This is a genomic window from Brachybacterium sp. UNK5269 (assembly GCF_049266655.1).
Classification (GTDB): domain Bacteria; phylum Actinomycetota; class Actinomycetes; order Actinomycetales; family Dermabacteraceae; genus Brachybacterium.
The window spans coordinates 3,194,694-3,211,367 of the sequence record NZ_CP184883.1 but is presented as its reverse complement, the minus strand read 5'-3'; the positions used below and the strand labels follow the sequence as shown (position 1 = coordinate 3,211,367).

Here is a 16,674-nt window from a genome sequence, read left to right as displayed (position 1 = left end):
CGCTCTGGCACGACGTTCGAGGACCACGTTTCGCAGCCGCTGCCGTCGGACCGGTGGGCACGAGCGGTGTGCCTGGCCATGGCAGAATCGGAAGCTATGGGTCAGAAGAAGCTCGACGTGTTCCTGTTCGGCTCGTGTGTGTCGCGCGACCTGCAGGAGATGTGGAGCCATCGCTTCTACCGGCGGGCCTACGTCGCGCGGCAGTCGATCATCAGCGCGACCACACCGGCATACGTCTTCGAGGTAGGGCATCGCCTGGATTCCGCATGGCAGCACCGCATGGTCCAGGGCGATCTCGCGTCGAACCTGCTCGCACGTCTTACCGAGGACGCCCCCCGGACCGATCTCGTGATCTGGGACCTCACCGACGAGCGTTCGGGTGTGCAACCGCTCGGTGACGGGTCCTTCGGCACGATCACCCCGGATTCCTTGCGTTCCGGGATCCTCGAGGCATTCGAGGCGGCGGGCAGCCCGATCAGGTTCAGCACGCCCGAGCACCTCGAGCTCTGGGGGAGGCGCTGGACCGCTTCGTAACCCTGCTCGATGCGGTCGGTCTGCACTCCCGGACCTACGTTCTCGGCCCGCAGTGGGCGACGCATGACGTCGCCGGGGACGTGATCGACGAGGAGGACCAGCGCAGTGCAGAGGAGTGGGCGCGGGCCTTCGCGCCCTATGTGGAGCGCATCGAGGCGTCAGGGATCACGGTTCTCCCACTCCCAGCGGAGCTTGTCAGGACGCATGAATGCCATAAGTGGGGCCCGGCTCCTTACCACTACGTCGACGAGGCGTACATCCACTGGGCACGGCAGATCGAATCCCTCGTCGGCGGTGACGACGGCAAGCGGCAGGTGCGCCCGGTGCCACCCGAGCCCGAGCGCCTCCCGCACGTCACTGACGAGACCGCCGACCCCGTGCCCAGCGGTCCAGCGCCACCCACGGAGCCATACCATGGCGTCCGGCCCGAGAACCCTTGACCAGCGCTTCAAGGACGAACCGGCGGTGCACCGTTCATCTCATATTCATCACTTCTGTCTGGGCAGGTCAGGGTTCCTCAGTCACAATGGCGTCAGGGGCTGCGGGATCCGAGGGAGCAGCGCGCTGAGGGCGCCCGGGGTCTCGGCCTTGGTGCATCGGCGTGCGACTTGTCGGAAATCGGCAGCGTCCCGACCCTACCGAACTGACACAGGACTATGCCCTTCATGCGTACGCGCGACCGTACCCTCCGCCGAACTTCAGAATCTCGATCCGCTCGAGGTGCCGGTACTTCTCGCGCCCTCAAGTCCGTCATCGCCGGAGCGGCGCTGGTCGGTGTCCTCGGACTCGGTGCATACACGCCGCGGGGTGACGATGTCGCGAACGGCGCCGCCTCGGCGCTCGTGCCGGAGGTCCACGCGACCGGCGGCGGCACACTCGCAGCCGGCACACCGGAGCCGCAGACCATTCCGGTCGTCGAGGTATCGGAGCTCACCGCAGCGACGGAGCCCATCGGGATCCAGAGCACCGTTCCCCTCCTTCCCGTCGAGGAGGAGCCGGAGACGGACACCCCCGATGTGCAGGCGCAGGATACGGCCGGGGCATCTGCCCCCATCATCGTCGCGGTGGAGGAGATTCCGGAGGGCCATCCGACGACGCTCCGCGCCGGCGGGGACACTGTCACGGTCGCCACGGCCTCCGGTACCGGTTCCATCGCCCTCGGATTCACGCGGACGTCGTCCTCGACCGCGCCGAACCTGCCGACGTACGTCTCGACCATCTGCGACGGCGTCAGCGTCTACTCCGGAGCATTCAATACGACCACCCAGGGCCCCGTTCTCCAGGATGTGCCGTTCTCCGGCTCGAGCTGCTCGATCAAGGTCAAGGTCGCACAGCCCTCGGCGAAGTGGAGGGGGACCAGCAGCGCCGTCGTCGTCACCCGTGACGAGGCCGAGGTCCAGGGCGGCACCCCATTCGTCGAGAAGGCAGACTGGACCACCACCGCGGTCGACGGCGGTGACAGCTTCTCCATCGACGTTCCCGAGGGCTTCACCGGCACCGTCTCGGTGAAGCTCACCGCCTGCTCCTCGCAGGGCGGTACGAGCGATGACACCAAGAAGTTCGCCTGCGGCGACATGGTGGAGAAGGGCGTCGGCTCCGCGGGCACCGTCACCGTCACCGATGGCGATCAGGTTCTGGCCGAGACCGGTTTCGACATCTCCGCCGAGACCCACCACGACATGGTGACGGTCGATGTCGACGACGCCGCGACCGACGACCTCACCATCGAGGTCCAGAAGACCGACGGCTCCGCGGTCCTGGTCCACGGGCCCGGCACCAGCGCCGTCGGCACCCACTGATCCCTCGCGGCGCAGCCGCTGGCATGAGCAGCGCCTTGGTCACCTGACCGGGGCGCTGCTCATGTCCGCAGGACGGGATGCTCAGTGCTCGTACCACTGCATGAGCGCGTACAAGGTCATCATGTTCCGGATGACGACGCGGTTCGGGAAGGGTCGGGCAAGCGCGGAACGGACCACATCGGCGTTGAAGACCCGGTCGAAATCGGTCAGATCGACCTTGCCGAGCATCTCGGACAGCCGACTGCGGACGGTCTCGGCCCACACCACCTGGCGCAGGGAGGCCTTCTTCTCCTTCGCGAACCTCTCCTGTTCCGGGGTCGGCTTCGGCCGGTACATCACCGGGTATTCGCGCGTCGGGATGCGTAGCGGGGTCGCGGTGCGCAGGGGCCGGTCGGCATGCGCGAACTCGAGCGGCTCCGGCAGGGACCGATTCCGGAGGTAGTCCTCGGTGAAGCGGGGCGAATCGAAGGGCAGCCGCAGCAGGTCCGGTGTGTTCCGCGCGGTGAGGTCGAATCCGATCACGTTGCCCTTGCGCACGTCGAGCGGCCTGGTCAGGGCGAACAGGGCACCCTTCAGGGAGTACAGCGGATCGATGCGGCGCACGAAGTCGTTGTGATCGTAGGTCAGGTTCCCGACGAACATGCGGTTGCGCGCGACATACAGCAGGTCAAGAGCGGCGTCCGGCGTGAGCCCGGCGCGCAGACCTCGTTGCACGATCGGATCGGTCGCCTCGGCGAGGGCGTCGATGAAGTCGTCGGAGATGTAGGAGGAACCGGGAGCGCCGCCCACGTTCAGGTTGCTCCTCCACGCGAACTGGAGACGCTCGCGCGGCGTCGAGCTCATCACCAGTTCCGGATCGGCGCCGTAGGGGCTGCGGAACGTCTCCCCGTAGCCGCCGGACAGGATCAGCGTGTCCGTGCGGGCCCAGTCCTTCGTGGGGCCCGACATGTTCAGACCGCTGGAATAGTCCAGGGGGCCGGTGAGCTCCTCCTCGAGGGAGGCCGGGTAGCGCAGCACGCTGATGCCGGAGCCCACGGCGGCCCGCAGGTCATAGTGCTTGGCGAGGGATTCGAAGACGACGCGGTCCATCTCCCCGGGGTGGCCGGAGCAGTAGAACAGGTAACGACCGTCGATGCCGCGAGCCTGCAGGAAGCTCAGCACCAGGCGCGAGTCCGCGCCGCCGGTGAGGTGCGCGATCGGTGCCACATCGTGGCGCGATGCGAGAGCGTGGAACGTGGCCGTGATGTCCGCGTGGACCGCGTCCAGACCGTCGTCGTACTCGGTGGCCTGCCATTCCGAGACGAGGGCCGCCAGGTCGAGCTCCTGCGTCTCCACGCCCGAGGGCGTAGCCGTCACCCAGGTGGCGATCGGGAGGATCGTCACGTCCTCGTAGGGTGCGGAGGCGAAGCCACCGACACCCGTGGCGAACATCGAGGCCAGGTGGCTGATGGACTTCCTCAGCACCACTCCGTTCTCCTTGAGGTGCACCCGCAGGAGATTCAGGTCGGTGCTGACAACGGTGCGCTTCGCATCGCGATAGATCGCCAGGGAGCAGGCACCGAAGGGATCGTTGACCGCGACGGTCCTGCCCGTCCGGGCGTCGTGGACGAACAGTGCCGCCGCACCGTGGAGGTCGACCGACAGCGAGCCGGGATCGTCGAGCGCCCGGCGCAGGATCGCTTCCCCGACCGGCTCGTCCGGGGAGATGAGGCTCTCGCCGAGAGCGGCGAAGCCCGCCACCACATAGGTCAGTCCTGACGGGGACTGCCGCGCGGTGCCGGCCACCAGGGTGATCGACTGATCGAGGGCGTAGCCCTTGGTGGCGTCGTCGGGGCTGTGAACATCGAACAGGAAGCTCATGGGATCACCGCTGGTCCGCTGCGGCGTCGACGGTGAACTCCGTCGACGTCGCGGGTGAGGTCGCCGCACGGGGGGACACCCCGACGAGCTCGACGACGTGCTGCCCGGGCTCGAGCCGGATCGGATAATTCCATCGGCCGTTCTTGTTGATGAACAGGCTGGCGCGGTCGGTGCCGTCCACGGAGATCCGCACGAAGTGCTCGGGCAGGTACTCGCCGACGAAACGGACCAGGCCGGGATCGCTCGCGTCGCTGCCCTCGACCGCAGCGGTCGGTGCGGGGACGGCCTCCGCCTCGCGCTCGACGATCTCGCGGGTGGCGTTGAGCCGGAGCTGCTTGATGCTGTTCGAGGCCTTGAGTAGGTCGCGCTCGGCGTCCTGGAACTGCGTCGAGACCAGCCAGGTGCGGCCGGTCACCGAGGGCATGGCGCTGATGCGGTGCGACAGGTCCAGAAGCTCTTCGTGATGAAGTCCGAAGTAGGCGGCCTGATCGGTGCCCAGGGGGAAGGACTGGTCGTTCAGACGCATCGTCTCCAGGCGCTTCACGTAGCCGGAGTCCGACTGCTTGTGGTGCGTGTAGACGTAGCCCAGGTGAACGTCCTCGTGGACGCGCACGACCCAGCCGCGGCGCTCGCCCTCGAACTGGATCCGGTTGTGGCTGTGGGCACGAAGGATATGGATCGTGTCCGGGTACCCATAGGTGAACTGGTTCATGGAGTGCCACGGGAAGACGCCCAGCTGCACCTGGTGCAGCTCGATGTTGTACATCAGGCCGAACGGGAAGGTGTGGAGCTGGACGTTGTTCGGGTCCTCGGCGGCGACCTTCTCGCGGGCAAGGCGGAAGAAGTCCCCGGAGACCGCGTCGTCGTCGTCGATGCCGTGCATGATCACCGGGACGTTGCCGAAGTGCAGGCGCAGGTAGTTCTCGACGGCGGCGGGGTAGCTCCAGACCGAGTCGATGAAGACGAGGTCCGCGAACTCCCCCGCACCGCAGTCCTCGATGATCAGCTTGAGCTTCTCGAGAACGTCCTGTGAGATCGCGGAGTCGATGCCGAGGAGCAGGCGGTGACCGGGAACGTGGGCATTGACCAGGGAAGGGACCATGATGTGCCGCAGGGTCTCGTAGCGCAGCTCCCACCAGACGGGATCGGTGACACCGATGCCCAGGCGGGCATGGGAGACGATCGGCGGCTGAGCGAGGTCCGCTGCTGCGGAGAGCGAGTCGGGGGAGGACAGCGTGGCGATCGATGTCGAGTCGAGGAATTCTACGTTGCGGCGCACGGTCTCGATGGTGCCGTCGGCGAAGGTGGCGGTCGCCTCGATGCGGCGCTGTCCGGTGGGCACGCGCATCTTGATCTCCCAGACGCCCGAGCGGTTCACGGTGCGCTGCGCGTGTTGCCGGGCGGCGAACGCGAAGTCGAGGGTCGCGCCGGCAGGTCCGGTGCCTCGGAAGACGACGACCCCGGACTGATGGAGGTCGAGCTCGGGGTTCGTGATGCTCAGCTGGGCGTTGGCCATGGGTTCTCCAGTTCAGTGCCGGTCCGTGCCGACGGGGGTGCGTTGGTCACCATGCTAGGTGCCCGATTCGGGGGGAATGCGTCGGCGTCATGGGCCGGGGATCCTCGCGAGGCTTGCGACGAGCTCCTCGTCCACGCAGAGGGACTGGGCCTCGACGTGCTCGGCGCGCAGGTCGGGGACGGGGTGCTGCTCCCCGTCGCGCCACTCGATGCGCATGCTGTTGAAATGTCGGACGAGCACATCGGTCTCGTCCGGGACGCGCCGTCCGTCGACACAGTGGACCAAGAGCTGGTCGGTCTCGAGCAGCGTCCCGGGCGCGACCGTGTACTTCGGCGTGAGCAGCGGGGCCTCGGGATCATAGAGCCGGTAGTCGGCGTAGTCGCGCATGCGCGACAGACCGTCGGTCGGCTCGGCAGGAACGTTGACGATCGACATGCGACGGTAGCTGCAGATCCCCTGCGGGGAGGCCGCAGCCCGTTCCGTGACGGTGGGCTCCGGACCGATGATCAGCTCGTCGATGTCGCCGAAGGTGATCGTCGCAGCCGTCCGGCACAGCCTGCGCCACGCATGCTCCCATGCCCCGAGCTGCCCGAAGTCCGAGTCCCACACCGAATCTGGTCCGCCGGTCGGCCCCCAGGGGTACGGCCAGTCGATCACGGAGAACATGGCGAGCCCGGGACGATCCCGCAGCACCCCGCGGACGTCATCGGAGGAGTAGAGGGTCGAGGCGTTGTCGTAGAAGACGACGGCGTCGATGCCCTGGGTGGCGACGTGGTGGTCGACCCAGCGGGCGATCCACTCGAGGGAGTTGTTCTGCGACTGGGTGACGAGCACGCGCCGCTCCGTGAAGGCGCCGCTGAGGTTCTCGCCGATGTCGAGACGGAAACGGCCGAGCGGGCAGCGGAGTCGGAGGGAGTCCACGTCCTGCGGGATGCCGGTGATGCGGTGTCGGTGCACGCGGTTCATGGCGGTCGAGCGAAAGCTCCGGGCGTAGCGGCGTCCGGCGTGCTGCAGGGACATCGGGCGCAGACCTCCCGCGAGGTTCAGCAGGGGCGGGCCGATGAGCTCGACATGCTCGTCGACGCGGAAGACGTCGTAGAAGAGCGTGTCGGTGTCGAAGCGCTCGTCGTAGCGCTCCTGCCGGGACGCTGGTGGGCGCGGAGCCTCACGGTGCCACGCCCCGCCCGGGTCGAGCACGACGCCGTGGAGCGTGACCTCGACCTCGACGGGCGCGGGGTTCGCCATGCCGGGGCTCAGGTCAGCCGCACTGAAGCGCGGTCAGCAGAGCGTCGCGCACCACGGAGCCGGAGCGGGTCCGCTGGGCGGCCGTCCGGGCGAAGGCGACGGCATCCTCGTAGTGGCCGGGCTGCAGCACCCGCTCAAGGTCCTGGGTGATCGGAGTCGGGGTGAACTGCGGCGTGCCGTGGTCCCCGAAGTTGGTCCACAGGCCGGCACGGAGGTTCTGACCGACCTGGACGCCCACGCTGCCGCGGGCACCGACGCCGATGCACAGCGCGCCGGCTGCGAGGGTGCGGATGCCGCCCATCCCGGAGACGAGGCCGATCACCGCGGTGTTCATCCGCAGTGGGACCTCCTCCGGGGCGACCCAGCCGTGGAACGTCGTCCGTACCCCCGGGTGGTGCTGGGCGAAGCGACGGAACTCCCGCTCGTATCTGTCGCGCAGCGGACCGTCGCCGAGGATGTCGAGCTGCCACGTCACGTCGGGGCGGAGGCGCGCGCAGGCGGCGAGGGTTTCCTTCGCCGCCTCGATCTGCATGGTCTTGTCCCTCGCGAGGCGGGACGCCATGACGATGTGGCCGACGCCGTCCTCGATGCGTTCCTCGAGGGAGCGAAGGGGAAGGTCGAAGACGTAGTCATGGACACCGTTGGGGACCATGTCGATCTTCCAGGGCTCGACCTTGCCGATACGGGTCAGGAAATCGACCAGGCAGGGGCTCGCCGCGGCGATCGACTCGACGTGCTGGGCCCAGGTGTAGATGTAGTCGTGATATGCACCGTGGACCATGACGTGTAGTCGGGAACCCGGCCACCGGGGGAGGCTCAGAGCGAGCATGCGCGCCTGCGGTGCGTGGGCGAAGACGATGTCGTACGGCCCGGTGTCCGCGATCCGGTCGACCTCTGCCTCCCAGCGGTCCCAGTCGATGGCAATGAACGAGGCACCGGCTGCGCGGGCGCGCTGCTCGAACAGGCCGGGGCCGCCGACGATGGTCACGTCGTTGCCCGCAGCGATGAGATCGGCCGCGGCGTCGACGACCCACTCGTGCAGCCCTCCCCAGTCGGCGACGGTTCGTGCGGGCATCAGAATCTTCTGACGATTCATACTGCTCACCCCTCCACCAGGTCGAGATCGTGCAGTTCGCTGCGGTCCACAGTCATCAGGTCCACTCCGGTCGCGGCGAGCAGATCCGTGGCGCGCGTGATCCACGGTTCGTCGCTGCGGTCGCCGCTCGGCACCACGATCCGGCTGACGTGCAATTCGTGGGAGAACGCGAGCGCCACGGCGAGGAACGGGCCGAGGCGTGCGGTGCCGCGAGCACGACGCCCGAGGAGGTCGGCGTTGGACGCCGTCACGAGGCGGTCCATCGAGAACAGGCGACCGGTCCACGTGGTCATCGGGAGAACGTCCAATGTGATCACCTGTCCGCGGTCCACGCTGTTGCGACCTACGAGGCCCTCATGCTCGAGGTCCAGAACCAGGGTCGAGCCCGCACCGGTGTACTGCGTGCCCTCGACGGAGACGTTCATCGGGGCGACGAAGACGGGCGCCTGGAACGCGCTCAGCGCCTGGGACATGGCCGGGGAGACGGGGACGTCGGTCTCGACGACTCCGCGCAGATAGGACCCGAAGGTCAGCGCGGCGACCGCCATCTGTCGGTCCCCCGGGGTGCCGAGGATGGAGCCGTCGATCAGGAGCTCGCGCAGAGCCGGGTTGGGCTCGCCGCTGTGCTCGGGTGTGAGCGCGACGCAGTGACGGCCGTCGGGGCGGTTCGTGCTCGTGATCCTCACGACTCGACCTCCATGGTCTCGGCCTCGACCTGCGGGGTGCGGAGGGTTTCCTGCACCAGCTGCGCCGTGTAGGCGGCCGGCTGTTTCTCGGCGTCGGCGATGACCAGTCGGCCGCTCTCGATCGCCTCGGGGAGCTGGGAGATCAGCCGAATCGCATCAGTGCTCTGATCGCAGCCGAAGACCTGGAGTCCGAAGCGGCTGCCGTGATCGCCGCTCGCGCGGATCTCGTACGCACGCGGGGCGCCGCGGAGGATCGCCAGTTCGTCGTCGTCGAGCGCGTCGACCGGTGCGACCAGCCACAGGGAGGTCGGGGACTTCTTGCGCAGGACGGCCGCGTGGTACTCGAGACGCTCGAAGACGAGCTCTCGGGCGCGTACCGAGCCCGAGGGAACTTCGGCGTAGAAGGCATCGACACCGTCCTGGAGGTCTGGGGCGGCGACCGCAATGGCTGTGAGAGCGGCGGCGCGCGCGTCCTCGACCTCCTCGGGCGTGCGCTTGGTGGCTTCCAGGCGGGTGCCGATGATTCCAGACGTCCGCAGCGTGACCAGGTCCTTCCACGTGATCCCGGGCAGCTCACCCAGTTCGAGGCGCAGCTTCCCGGTGTGCATGTCGGTCTCCGAGAGGACGCTGCCCACCTTCTGGTAGAGGTCCAGATCGACGACCTTGTTGGTGACGTTGTTGGCGAGCACCAGCGTTCGCTTGATGAGGTGATCGGGAAGATAGGCACCGAAGGCCTTGAACAGGTCCTTCGCCTCAGCGATGACCGGGGTCGTCAGTTCGCTGCCGGCCTCGACCATCTTCCGGCGGCCCGGCTCCGAGGTCGAGAAGCGATTCGCGAAGCGGGTGAGCACCGAGGTCGTGCGCTGGCGTCCGCCGTCGACCGCGGAGACCTGCGTCGGATGGATGCGGCGCAGGTACATGACCTTCTCGGTGTGCTTCCAGCGCAGGCCGGTCCACGCGAGGCGCGAGGCGAGGTTGTGGTCGACCGAGCTGGAGAGATGCTCGTCGTAGCGGACCTCGCGCACGGCGGCTGTCGGCAGGAGCCACGTCGCGTGACCGGGCCCTTGGCCGTTGAAGGCGTTCAGCTCGGGAGAGAACCCGCGACGGATGACGTGGAGGACCATGTCGCCGTTGTCGTCGTTGAAGTTCACCCACGAGCCGTAGGAGGCGCCGTACTCGTCGTAGATGTGCTGCAGGCTCACCTCGAGGCGCCACGGCAGCATGATGTCGTCGTCGTCGTGGACAGCGGTGAAGAAGCCCCGGGACAGGTCGGCCGCACGGTTGCGCGCCGCGCTGATGCCGGCGGACTCCTGGTGGACGTAGCGGACCCGCGGGTCGTCGTAGGCCTCGACGGCCTCACGCGTGGTGTCGACCGAGCCGTCGTCGACGATGATCAGCTCGAAGTCCTCGAAGGTCTGAGCGAGGACCGAGTCGATGCTGTCCGCGATGTACTGGGCGCGGTTGCGCGTGGAGATCGCCACGGAGACGAGCACCTCGCGCAGCCCTCGCGGGACGGACCACGCCGCGAGGTTGCGATAGATGGTCCGGTCATCCTCGACGAAGTCGTGATGATTGGCCCGGACGCGGGCCGACTCGATGCCATGGCGGGAGGTATCCGCGCAGCTCGCACCGAAGAAGTGGTAGGCAGCGAACTGAGGGCGCGAGAGCCGGTCCTGCAGCAGCCCTGCGCGGGCGAAGCGGACGGACAGGTCGATCGACAGATGCGGCTCGAGCGAGGGGCGCTCGTCGTACCCCCGGATCCGCATGAAGCTCTCGCGGGCGACGACGGTGACCGTGCCGCGGTTTGAGGTGGTGCGGGGGACCGACTCGAAGTAGCGGCGGTCCGAGACTTCTTCGAGGTCGTGGATCGTGCGGCCGACGGGCAGGACGCCGTCGCGGCATTCGAGCACGGCGAGGTCGGACCCGGTGGCCGCGAGGTGCTCCAGGGCTCCCTGGATGGACCTCTCGGCAAGCACGAAGTCCTCCTCGAGGAGGACGAGGTACTCTCCCGAGGCGGCGGCCGCCGCGTTGTTCATAGCAGCTGCGTGGTGGTGTTCCGCGTCGAACGGGGCATGGCGGATGCCGGCGCGTCGGCACTCCTCCTCGAGGTCGCTCGTCTCGACGCCGTTGCCGGTGGCCACGATGATCTCCCCCTCGCGATCGCCGAGCGCTCGGCGGGCAAGACGGGCGATGGTGGTCAGCGTGCCCTCGACCCATCCGACGGCGTCGATGACGACGGAGACGGTGGGCCCGGCGGAGGCGATCAGAGCCCCCGCAGTGTCACCGCCGATGAGCTCTCCTTCAGCCACGGATGCTCCTCCTGACGGTGGTGAAACGGGGTGCTCCTGCGGCGTCCGCGGCAGAGTAGGCGACGACGAGCCGGTTGAAGGCGTCGAAAGGGTCCCTGCTGGATCCCTGAAGTCTCCAGGGGACGATCCGGACGGTAAAGGAGCCGATGGGCGCCTCGGCGAGGACGGGGAGCGGGATCGAGGCGACCCCGCCACGTGGTGCATCCGGGACGTACTGGTAGCACCCCTTGAGCGGCGCAGAGAAGCCCCAGTTCAGTATGCCTTTCGGCAACGTATCCCCGTCGGTGTCGAAGGCCTCGATCACGATCGCGTACTCCCGGAGCATGACGGGCTCCTCGCTCAGGCCGAGAGCTATCTCGAGTCGTGACGCAGGGAACGGGAACGTGACATCGAACTGCAGGTCTGGCATCAATCTCCTCCAGGTGAACCCGCGGTGGCGCGGTCATCGCGGATCCAGGTGTACGTGCGGCGTTCCCTGCCGGTCACGAGATCCTGCGCGGTTCGCATCTCTCCGCGAGAGTACAGGTATCCGGCGACGTCCTCCGCGGGTGGCGGCACAGCGGAGGAGACCGCAAAAATCTCCTCCCTGGACACCGGTCCGGGGCGTGAGGCGAGCCGGCCCCAGTCCCCGAAGGTCGTCGCGATCAGAAGGTCCTCGTAGTGCGTCGGGCCGACGGCGGGGTCGAGCACGCCCACCCAATCGACGTCTCCGAAGGCGTCGAGATCTCCGGCCGCCTCGTCGAGCTCGACGACGCGAACCCCCGCCTCCAGGTACCGGTCACGGTCCGCGTCACCGTCGGTGATCGCGACCACGTCGGGAAGAAGGGACTGCGAGAGGAGCACGTCAGCGGCGCCGTTCGAGGACAGCGGCACGAGCACACCGTAGGTCGGATCCTCCGCGGCGCGCACGGGCAGCCCGGCGATGCGCAGCGCGAGCGTGAGGCTGCGCGCGCTGGTGAACGCACGATGCACCGCGCGCATCTGCGCCCACGCCATGGTGCGCCACGCCGTTGGATCGGAGGTGAGCTCGGCGAGCGCCTCGGACCATTCCTCGGCGCTCTCGAGCACCGGGAACGCGTCACCGAGCACGGTGCGCACCCCCTGCCCCTTACCGGAGAGGACGACGGAACCGGACGCCGCGATCTCGACGACGCGACGGGAGAACATCGTCGGCGAGTCGGTCACGGAATTGACGTTGAGGTGCACCGGGTGGCGTCGGTAGACAGACGGCATGAGAGCTGCTCCGACCCCACCGCGCGAGAACGGAGCCAGGTCGGGCGGGAGCTCGTAGCGCGAGCCCTCCACGGTGGCCTGGCGGTCATAGATCGCGAGTCCGAAATCGGCGGCGGCGGAGAGAATCCCACGCAGCTCCACGGTGCGCTGTGGGAAGCGGTCGCCGTAATAGGTGCCCGCGTAGGCGACGGTCTCGCCCTGGGCACGAGCATCTGCCTGCCGGTGGGCTTCGCCCGCGCGATAGGTCTCGTGATCCCCGAAGGCATCGTCCTGATTCTCCCCGGGGCTCAGCGGGTGCATGACCTGCGGATCCGCGAAGAATGGCATCGAGGCGACCACGTGAGTCCGGGAGGGAACGCTGCTCTGGTACTCAGTGATGCAGTGTGCATCGCTCGTGAGGACCGTGTCGAAGTCCGCTGCAGGGATCTTGAACGACCGTAGATGGACCGGGTCCTCGCGGTTCCAGAACACAGTGGGGATGCCGAGCGCGCGAGCATGCGCGAGGATCGCCCGGAGATCGGCCGCCTCGTCGTCGCCGTGGTAGGCGACGCCATGGAACCACTCCTCGTCGGGTGAGGACCACGCGGACTCCGCCAGGACCACGTCGACCGGGGTGTCCGCGAGGGCCTCTTCCCATCCGTGGCGTGGGATCGGCACGGTGCGGATGGTCGAGGAGACGGCGTTCATGGTAAACGTGTCGGCGACGATGCCGACGGTCAGCTCGGTCAGATCGATCGGCTCCGCGGTCCGATCGAGGGCCTCGTAGAAGGCCTCGGCGAGGCCGGGCAGCGCGATATCGGCCTCCGCGACGGCGGCTCTGCCCTCGTCGGTGAGCTCGAGCCCGATACCGAGGCGGCGAGCTGCGACGGCGGCGGCGATCGTGCCGGTCGCATCGGCGCCGCCGCGGATGAGTGCGGGGCGCTTCCGGCGCGCGGCGGTGACGAGCGCATCTGCCGCTTCGAGGACGTGGGTGGCGCCGAGCGGCGTTCCGGGCACGCTGGCGGGCGCCTGGAGCACTGGATGCTCGTCACTGCCCCGGGCGGGACGATGGACGGGTCCGAGACCGTCAACCGGGATCCAGGATCCTTCCCGGAGACCTTCGACGAGGAGTGCCTGCTCGCGGACCGCGAGGAGCTGCTTATGCGCGTGCTCACCCGGCTCCGCGACGGCAGGATCGGACAGGGTGGACATGGCGGCGGCGGTATCGCCCGCGGTGAGCTGCTTCTGCGCGACCGCGGCGACCTGCACCGGGTTGCGCGGGCCGTCTTCCGGGACGGTGTCGACGAGGGGCACGCCGCGCAGGGGCAGCGGTGTCGAGCGATCGACGTCCAGAAGATCGAGCCAGGAGCGACGGTGCACGGACATGTCGAAGACTTGCGCTCGCTCGACGGCCTGCACGCTCTGCTCCTCGTACGCTCCGGGCGTGCGCACGGTGTCCAGGACGAACCGGGCGACGTCCTCGACATTATCGAAGAGGTTCTCGCTGAAGATCTCGGAGGCACCGGGACGTGACCACACCAAGGGGAGAGCCCCGGAGGCCATGCCCTCGACGGGAGCGAGATGGAACGTCTCCTGCGTGCTCGTCGAGAGCACCCAGCCGATACCACGGAACCAGCTGCCCATGTCGGGCGCGAAGTCCTCGAACAGGATGTTCGAGCGCAGCTGCGGGGAGCGGCGAATCCGATCGAACAGGGTCATGTAGGCATCGCGCTGCATGGGCTTGGCCCATTCCCACGGGTAGGACCAGGGGGCACGCCCGCGCAGGTGCAGCATGAAGCGGTCGTCCTCGGCGACGAGGGCCTCGAGCAGGTCCACGGCGCGGTCGGGCCGCTTGAGCATCGGCACGTAGCCGGCGAGACCCAGGTGGAACCGGGCATCGTCGAGCTTCTCCCGGTGCAGATCGATGAGGTCGACGACGTTCGGGATCACGGTCGTCTTGGACTCGGGCCAGCCGGTCTTCTCAAGGATCTCGCGGCGGTAGAAGTCCGAGACGAACACGACGGCGTCGACGGCGTCCACGTCGATGTCCTTGAGCCAGGCGCCTCGCACCTCGAAGCCGTGGAAGCGGACGATCAGGCGCTGATCGGGGCGCTTGCGCTGGGAATGGAAGACCGCGTTGTGCCCGGCCCACTCGCAGATGATGACATCCGCCCAGTCGCCGTCGATTCCCGACTGGTCGGGGTCGTGGTGGGCCAGGCGCGTCCAGCGGTCGATGCGCAGCTCGATATCGCGGCGTTGCCGCAGTACGTCGATGAGCTCGCCCGCGAACTTGAAGTCATGCGAGGAGAACAGCACGCGGAGCTTCCCGTCGCTATGCCGGGACGGGAGCACGGGGCTCTGCACCAGATCGGGCTCCTGCGCGGAGAAGTACCGGGTGAGCCGCTCGACGGCGCTGGAGGCGCGGAAGGGCTGGACGGCATCGTGAGCGCGTGCGGCGGCGTCCCGGCGCAGCTCCGGGTCGCATGCCCGCACAAGCGTCTCGACCACGTCACCATCGACGAACAGCGGGTAGTCGGCACCCAGCAGCCGCTCATGCGCACGGGTGCGGTTCAGCAGCGGGGCGACGCCGAGGGCGCCGTACTCCAGGAGCTTCGTGGAGATCTCGAGGCTCGTGTCGAGGCTCTCCGCACGCCAGCTGACGCCGACGTCGGCGGACGCCGAGAGCTGGATGGCCTCGGCACGCTGCATGCCGCCGGCCCAGGTGACCGAGGTCGATCGACGGGCCATGACGGTGCGCATCTCGGCCGGGAACGTTCGGTCGTTCTTCGTATTCTGGATCTTGTCGCCGATCATCGTCACCCGGGCGTGGACGCCGTGCCCGGCGAGGCGATCGGGAAGGAAGGGGATCTCGAGGCTCTTCCACGGGCGGGCGAACTTGCCGCTGTAGACCAGGCGCAGAGGCGCCTCCTCGGTGCCGAGACCGAGTTTCTCGTCCTCCTCGGCTCGTGCAGCGACGACGTCGGCGTCGAGGAAGTGGGCATCGGGGACGATCGGCGGGAGCAGCAGGGTCTTGCCGGTCGCCGCGGGGACTGCGGCCTCGAAGACGGAGCGGGCGTCCTCGGTCTGGACGAAAATGCGGCGCGCATGCTGTGCAATGCGGGCCAGCTCGGGTGCCTGGGTGTCGCTCGACAGCGGGGAGAAGCCGGGGCCGTCCGTGATGTAGGGCCAAAGACGGCCCTCGAAACGTTCGACGGTGGAGAGCGCGCGAGCGATGTCGTAGCCACGGGTGATGATCGCGTCGAAGTCGGAGGTGGAGTCGATCTCGACGAGGTGGTCGCGTGCTTCCATGGAGGTCATGCCGGCACCGCGCGAGCGGTGGGTCTCGGTCGGCGGAAGCACGGTGCAGCCGAAGCGGTTGCGCAGCTCCTCGAGATCCTCCTCGGGGTGGGCCTTCAGGGCTAGCGTGACGTCGGAGCCGGCGCCGCGCAGAACCTCCACGATGGACTCGAGCCAGATCCGGGATCCGTCCCGGTACCGAAGATTGACATCGCCGTACAGCAGGATCGAGCGGATCACATCGACCTCCGCTGATCAACGAAGGCCGCGAGCGCAGAGAGCACGGGGCTGGAAGGCGCACCGGCAGTGGACGCGAGATCGGCCTCGGAGAGCGGCAGGCGGAGGGCGCGAACAGAGTTCAGCGCCGTCGAGTGGATGTCGGAGGTGCCCTCGTGGCGGAGGACGACGACCTGCGCGCCCTTCTCGAGGGCCAACCGGAGTGCCCGGTCAAGGTCCTTCATCATGCCGATGCCCACGGGGCCGACGGCGCGATCCCACGGCGCAGACTCGAAGGACGCCTCGTCGACCACGATCAGCCCGATCACCGGCTCGACGGTCAGCAATTCGGTGGCGCGGAAGGGGAGCAGCGGCTGATACGTCGTACCCTCCGGCAGAGCCTCGATGGCCTCCGGGGTCATGACCCCGCCGACGACCTTCTCTGCCGTCGGGTCGAGGAGCCCTGCGAAGGTGTGATGTGCGTTGATGTTCGAGACCTCGGGAGTCGATGAGCGTCCGGCGATGCCGCTGCGATGCGGATCCATCGCGACGGCGGCAACGGGAACCACCTCGGTATGCTTCCCGTTGCCGGAGGACCCATTCTTCGCGTAGTACAGGGTCGTGCGCTGCAGCCTGCCGTGCTCTTTGAGCGTCTGTTCGAGCGTCTCCTGCCTCGCACTGAGCGCCTGCAGGCGCTGAGTGACGTTCTTGCGCATCGTCGCGAGCTCGTTCTGCACGGTCCTCTGCGTGAACGAGACCGAGACGACCGCGACGAGGACGGACACGACCAGGACGTCGAGACCCCAGGACACGCCGAATGCTCGCAGCAGCACACCGATCGCGCACAGTGCACCGGCGAGGATCAAAGTCCGTTTGGGCAACGACACGGACGCGCCCTCCCTCC

At 68.1% G+C, this 16,674-nt stretch carries 10 protein-coding genes and 1 pseudogene; 2 read left to right on the top strand and 9 right to left on the bottom strand.

The genetic code is table 11. From position 1 onward, the window contains the following. Positions 1-78 precede the first annotated feature (78 nt). Both ACOJUI_RS14940 and ACOJUI_RS14935 read left to right on the top strand, forming a co-directional pair. Positions 79-974, top strand: a pseudogene (locus ACOJUI_RS14940) (DUF6270 domain-containing protein). A gap of 624 nt (positions 975-1,598) precedes the next feature. Continuing rightward, the gene (locus tag ACOJUI_RS14935; protein WP_422115726.1) at positions 1,599-2,333 is read left to right on the top strand and encodes a hypothetical protein; all 735 of its coding nucleotides are present in this window, start codon (positions 1,599-1,601) and stop codon (positions 2,331-2,333) included. 81 nt (positions 2,334-2,414) lie between these two features. Here ACOJUI_RS14935 and ACOJUI_RS14930 read toward each other — a convergent pair whose 3' ends face one another. The 9 genes from ACOJUI_RS14930 to ACOJUI_RS14890 form a co-directional block, all read right to left on the bottom strand. After that, positions 2,415-4,193, bottom strand: a complete 1,779-nt coding sequence (locus tag ACOJUI_RS14930; protein ID WP_422115725.1) for a hypothetical protein — start codon at positions 4,191-4,193, stop codon at positions 2,415-2,417. 4 nt (positions 4,194-4,197) lie between these two features. Then, on the bottom strand, positions 4,198-5,709 hold the full coding sequence (locus tag ACOJUI_RS14925; protein WP_422115724.1) for a glycosyltransferase: 1,512 nt from the start codon (positions 5,707-5,709) through the stop codon (positions 4,198-4,200). An 87-nt stretch (positions 5,710-5,796) separates the two neighbouring features. After that, positions 5,797-6,954, bottom strand: coding sequence for a hypothetical protein (locus ACOJUI_RS14920; protein ID WP_422115723.1), 1,158 nt, complete (start codon positions 6,952-6,954; stop codon positions 5,797-5,799). 13 nt (positions 6,955-6,967) lie between these two features. After that, complete coding sequence (locus ACOJUI_RS14915; protein ID WP_422115722.1) at positions 6,968-8,029, bottom strand: glycosyltransferase; 1,062 nt, start codon at positions 8,027-8,029, stop codon at positions 6,968-6,970. Between the two features lie 26 nt (positions 8,030-8,055). Next, positions 8,056-8,736, bottom strand: a complete 681-nt coding sequence (locus tag ACOJUI_RS14910; RefSeq protein WP_422115721.1) for a hypothetical protein — start codon at positions 8,734-8,736, stop codon at positions 8,056-8,058. After that, positions 8,733-11,045, bottom strand: a complete 2,313-nt coding sequence (locus ACOJUI_RS14905; protein WP_422115720.1) for a glycosyltransferase family 2 protein — start codon at positions 11,043-11,045, stop codon at positions 8,733-8,735. The genes ACOJUI_RS14910 and ACOJUI_RS14905 overlap by 4 nt, the downstream gene beginning before the upstream one ends. Next, positions 11,038-11,454, bottom strand: a complete 417-nt coding sequence (locus ACOJUI_RS14900) for a hypothetical protein (RefSeq protein WP_422115719.1) — start codon at positions 11,452-11,454, stop codon at positions 11,038-11,040. Before ACOJUI_RS14900 ends, ACOJUI_RS14905 begins: the two co-directional genes overlap by 8 nt. Next, positions 11,454-15,794: a glycosyltransferase family protein gene (locus ACOJUI_RS14895; RefSeq protein ID WP_422115718.1), complete on the bottom strand. Its 4,341-nt coding sequence runs from the start codon at positions 15,792-15,794 to the stop codon at positions 11,454-11,456. Before ACOJUI_RS14895 ends, ACOJUI_RS14900 begins: the two co-directional genes overlap by 1 nt. Continuing rightward, positions 15,791-16,657, bottom strand: coding sequence for a hypothetical protein (locus ACOJUI_RS14890; protein ID WP_422115717.1), 867 nt, complete (start codon positions 16,655-16,657; stop codon positions 15,791-15,793). The genes ACOJUI_RS14895 and ACOJUI_RS14890 overlap by 4 nt, the downstream gene beginning before the upstream one ends. Positions 16,658-16,674: the final 17 nt, after the last annotated feature.

What these genes read in the sequence shown, in the direction of transcription:
- ACOJUI_RS14925 (WP_422115724.1), bottom strand. Translation starts at nt 5,709, where the DNA reads ATGGCCAACGCCCAGCTGAGCATCACGAACCCCGAGCTCGACCTCCAT.
- ACOJUI_RS14900 (WP_422115719.1), bottom strand. Translation starts at nt 11,454, where the DNA reads ATGCCAGACCTGCAGTTCGATGTCACGTTCCCGTTCCCTGCGTCACGA.
- ACOJUI_RS14920 (WP_422115723.1), bottom strand. Translation starts at nt 6,954, where the DNA reads ATGGCGAACCCCGCGCCCGTCGAGGTCGAGGTCACGCTCCACGGCGTC.
- ACOJUI_RS14930 (WP_422115725.1), bottom strand. Translation starts at nt 4,193, where the DNA reads ATGAGCTTCCTGTTCGATGTTCACAGCCCCGACGACGCCACCAAGGGC.
- ACOJUI_RS14915 (WP_422115722.1), bottom strand. Translation starts at nt 8,029, where the DNA reads ATGCCCGCACGAACCGTCGCCGACTGGGGAGGGCTGCACGAGTGGGTC.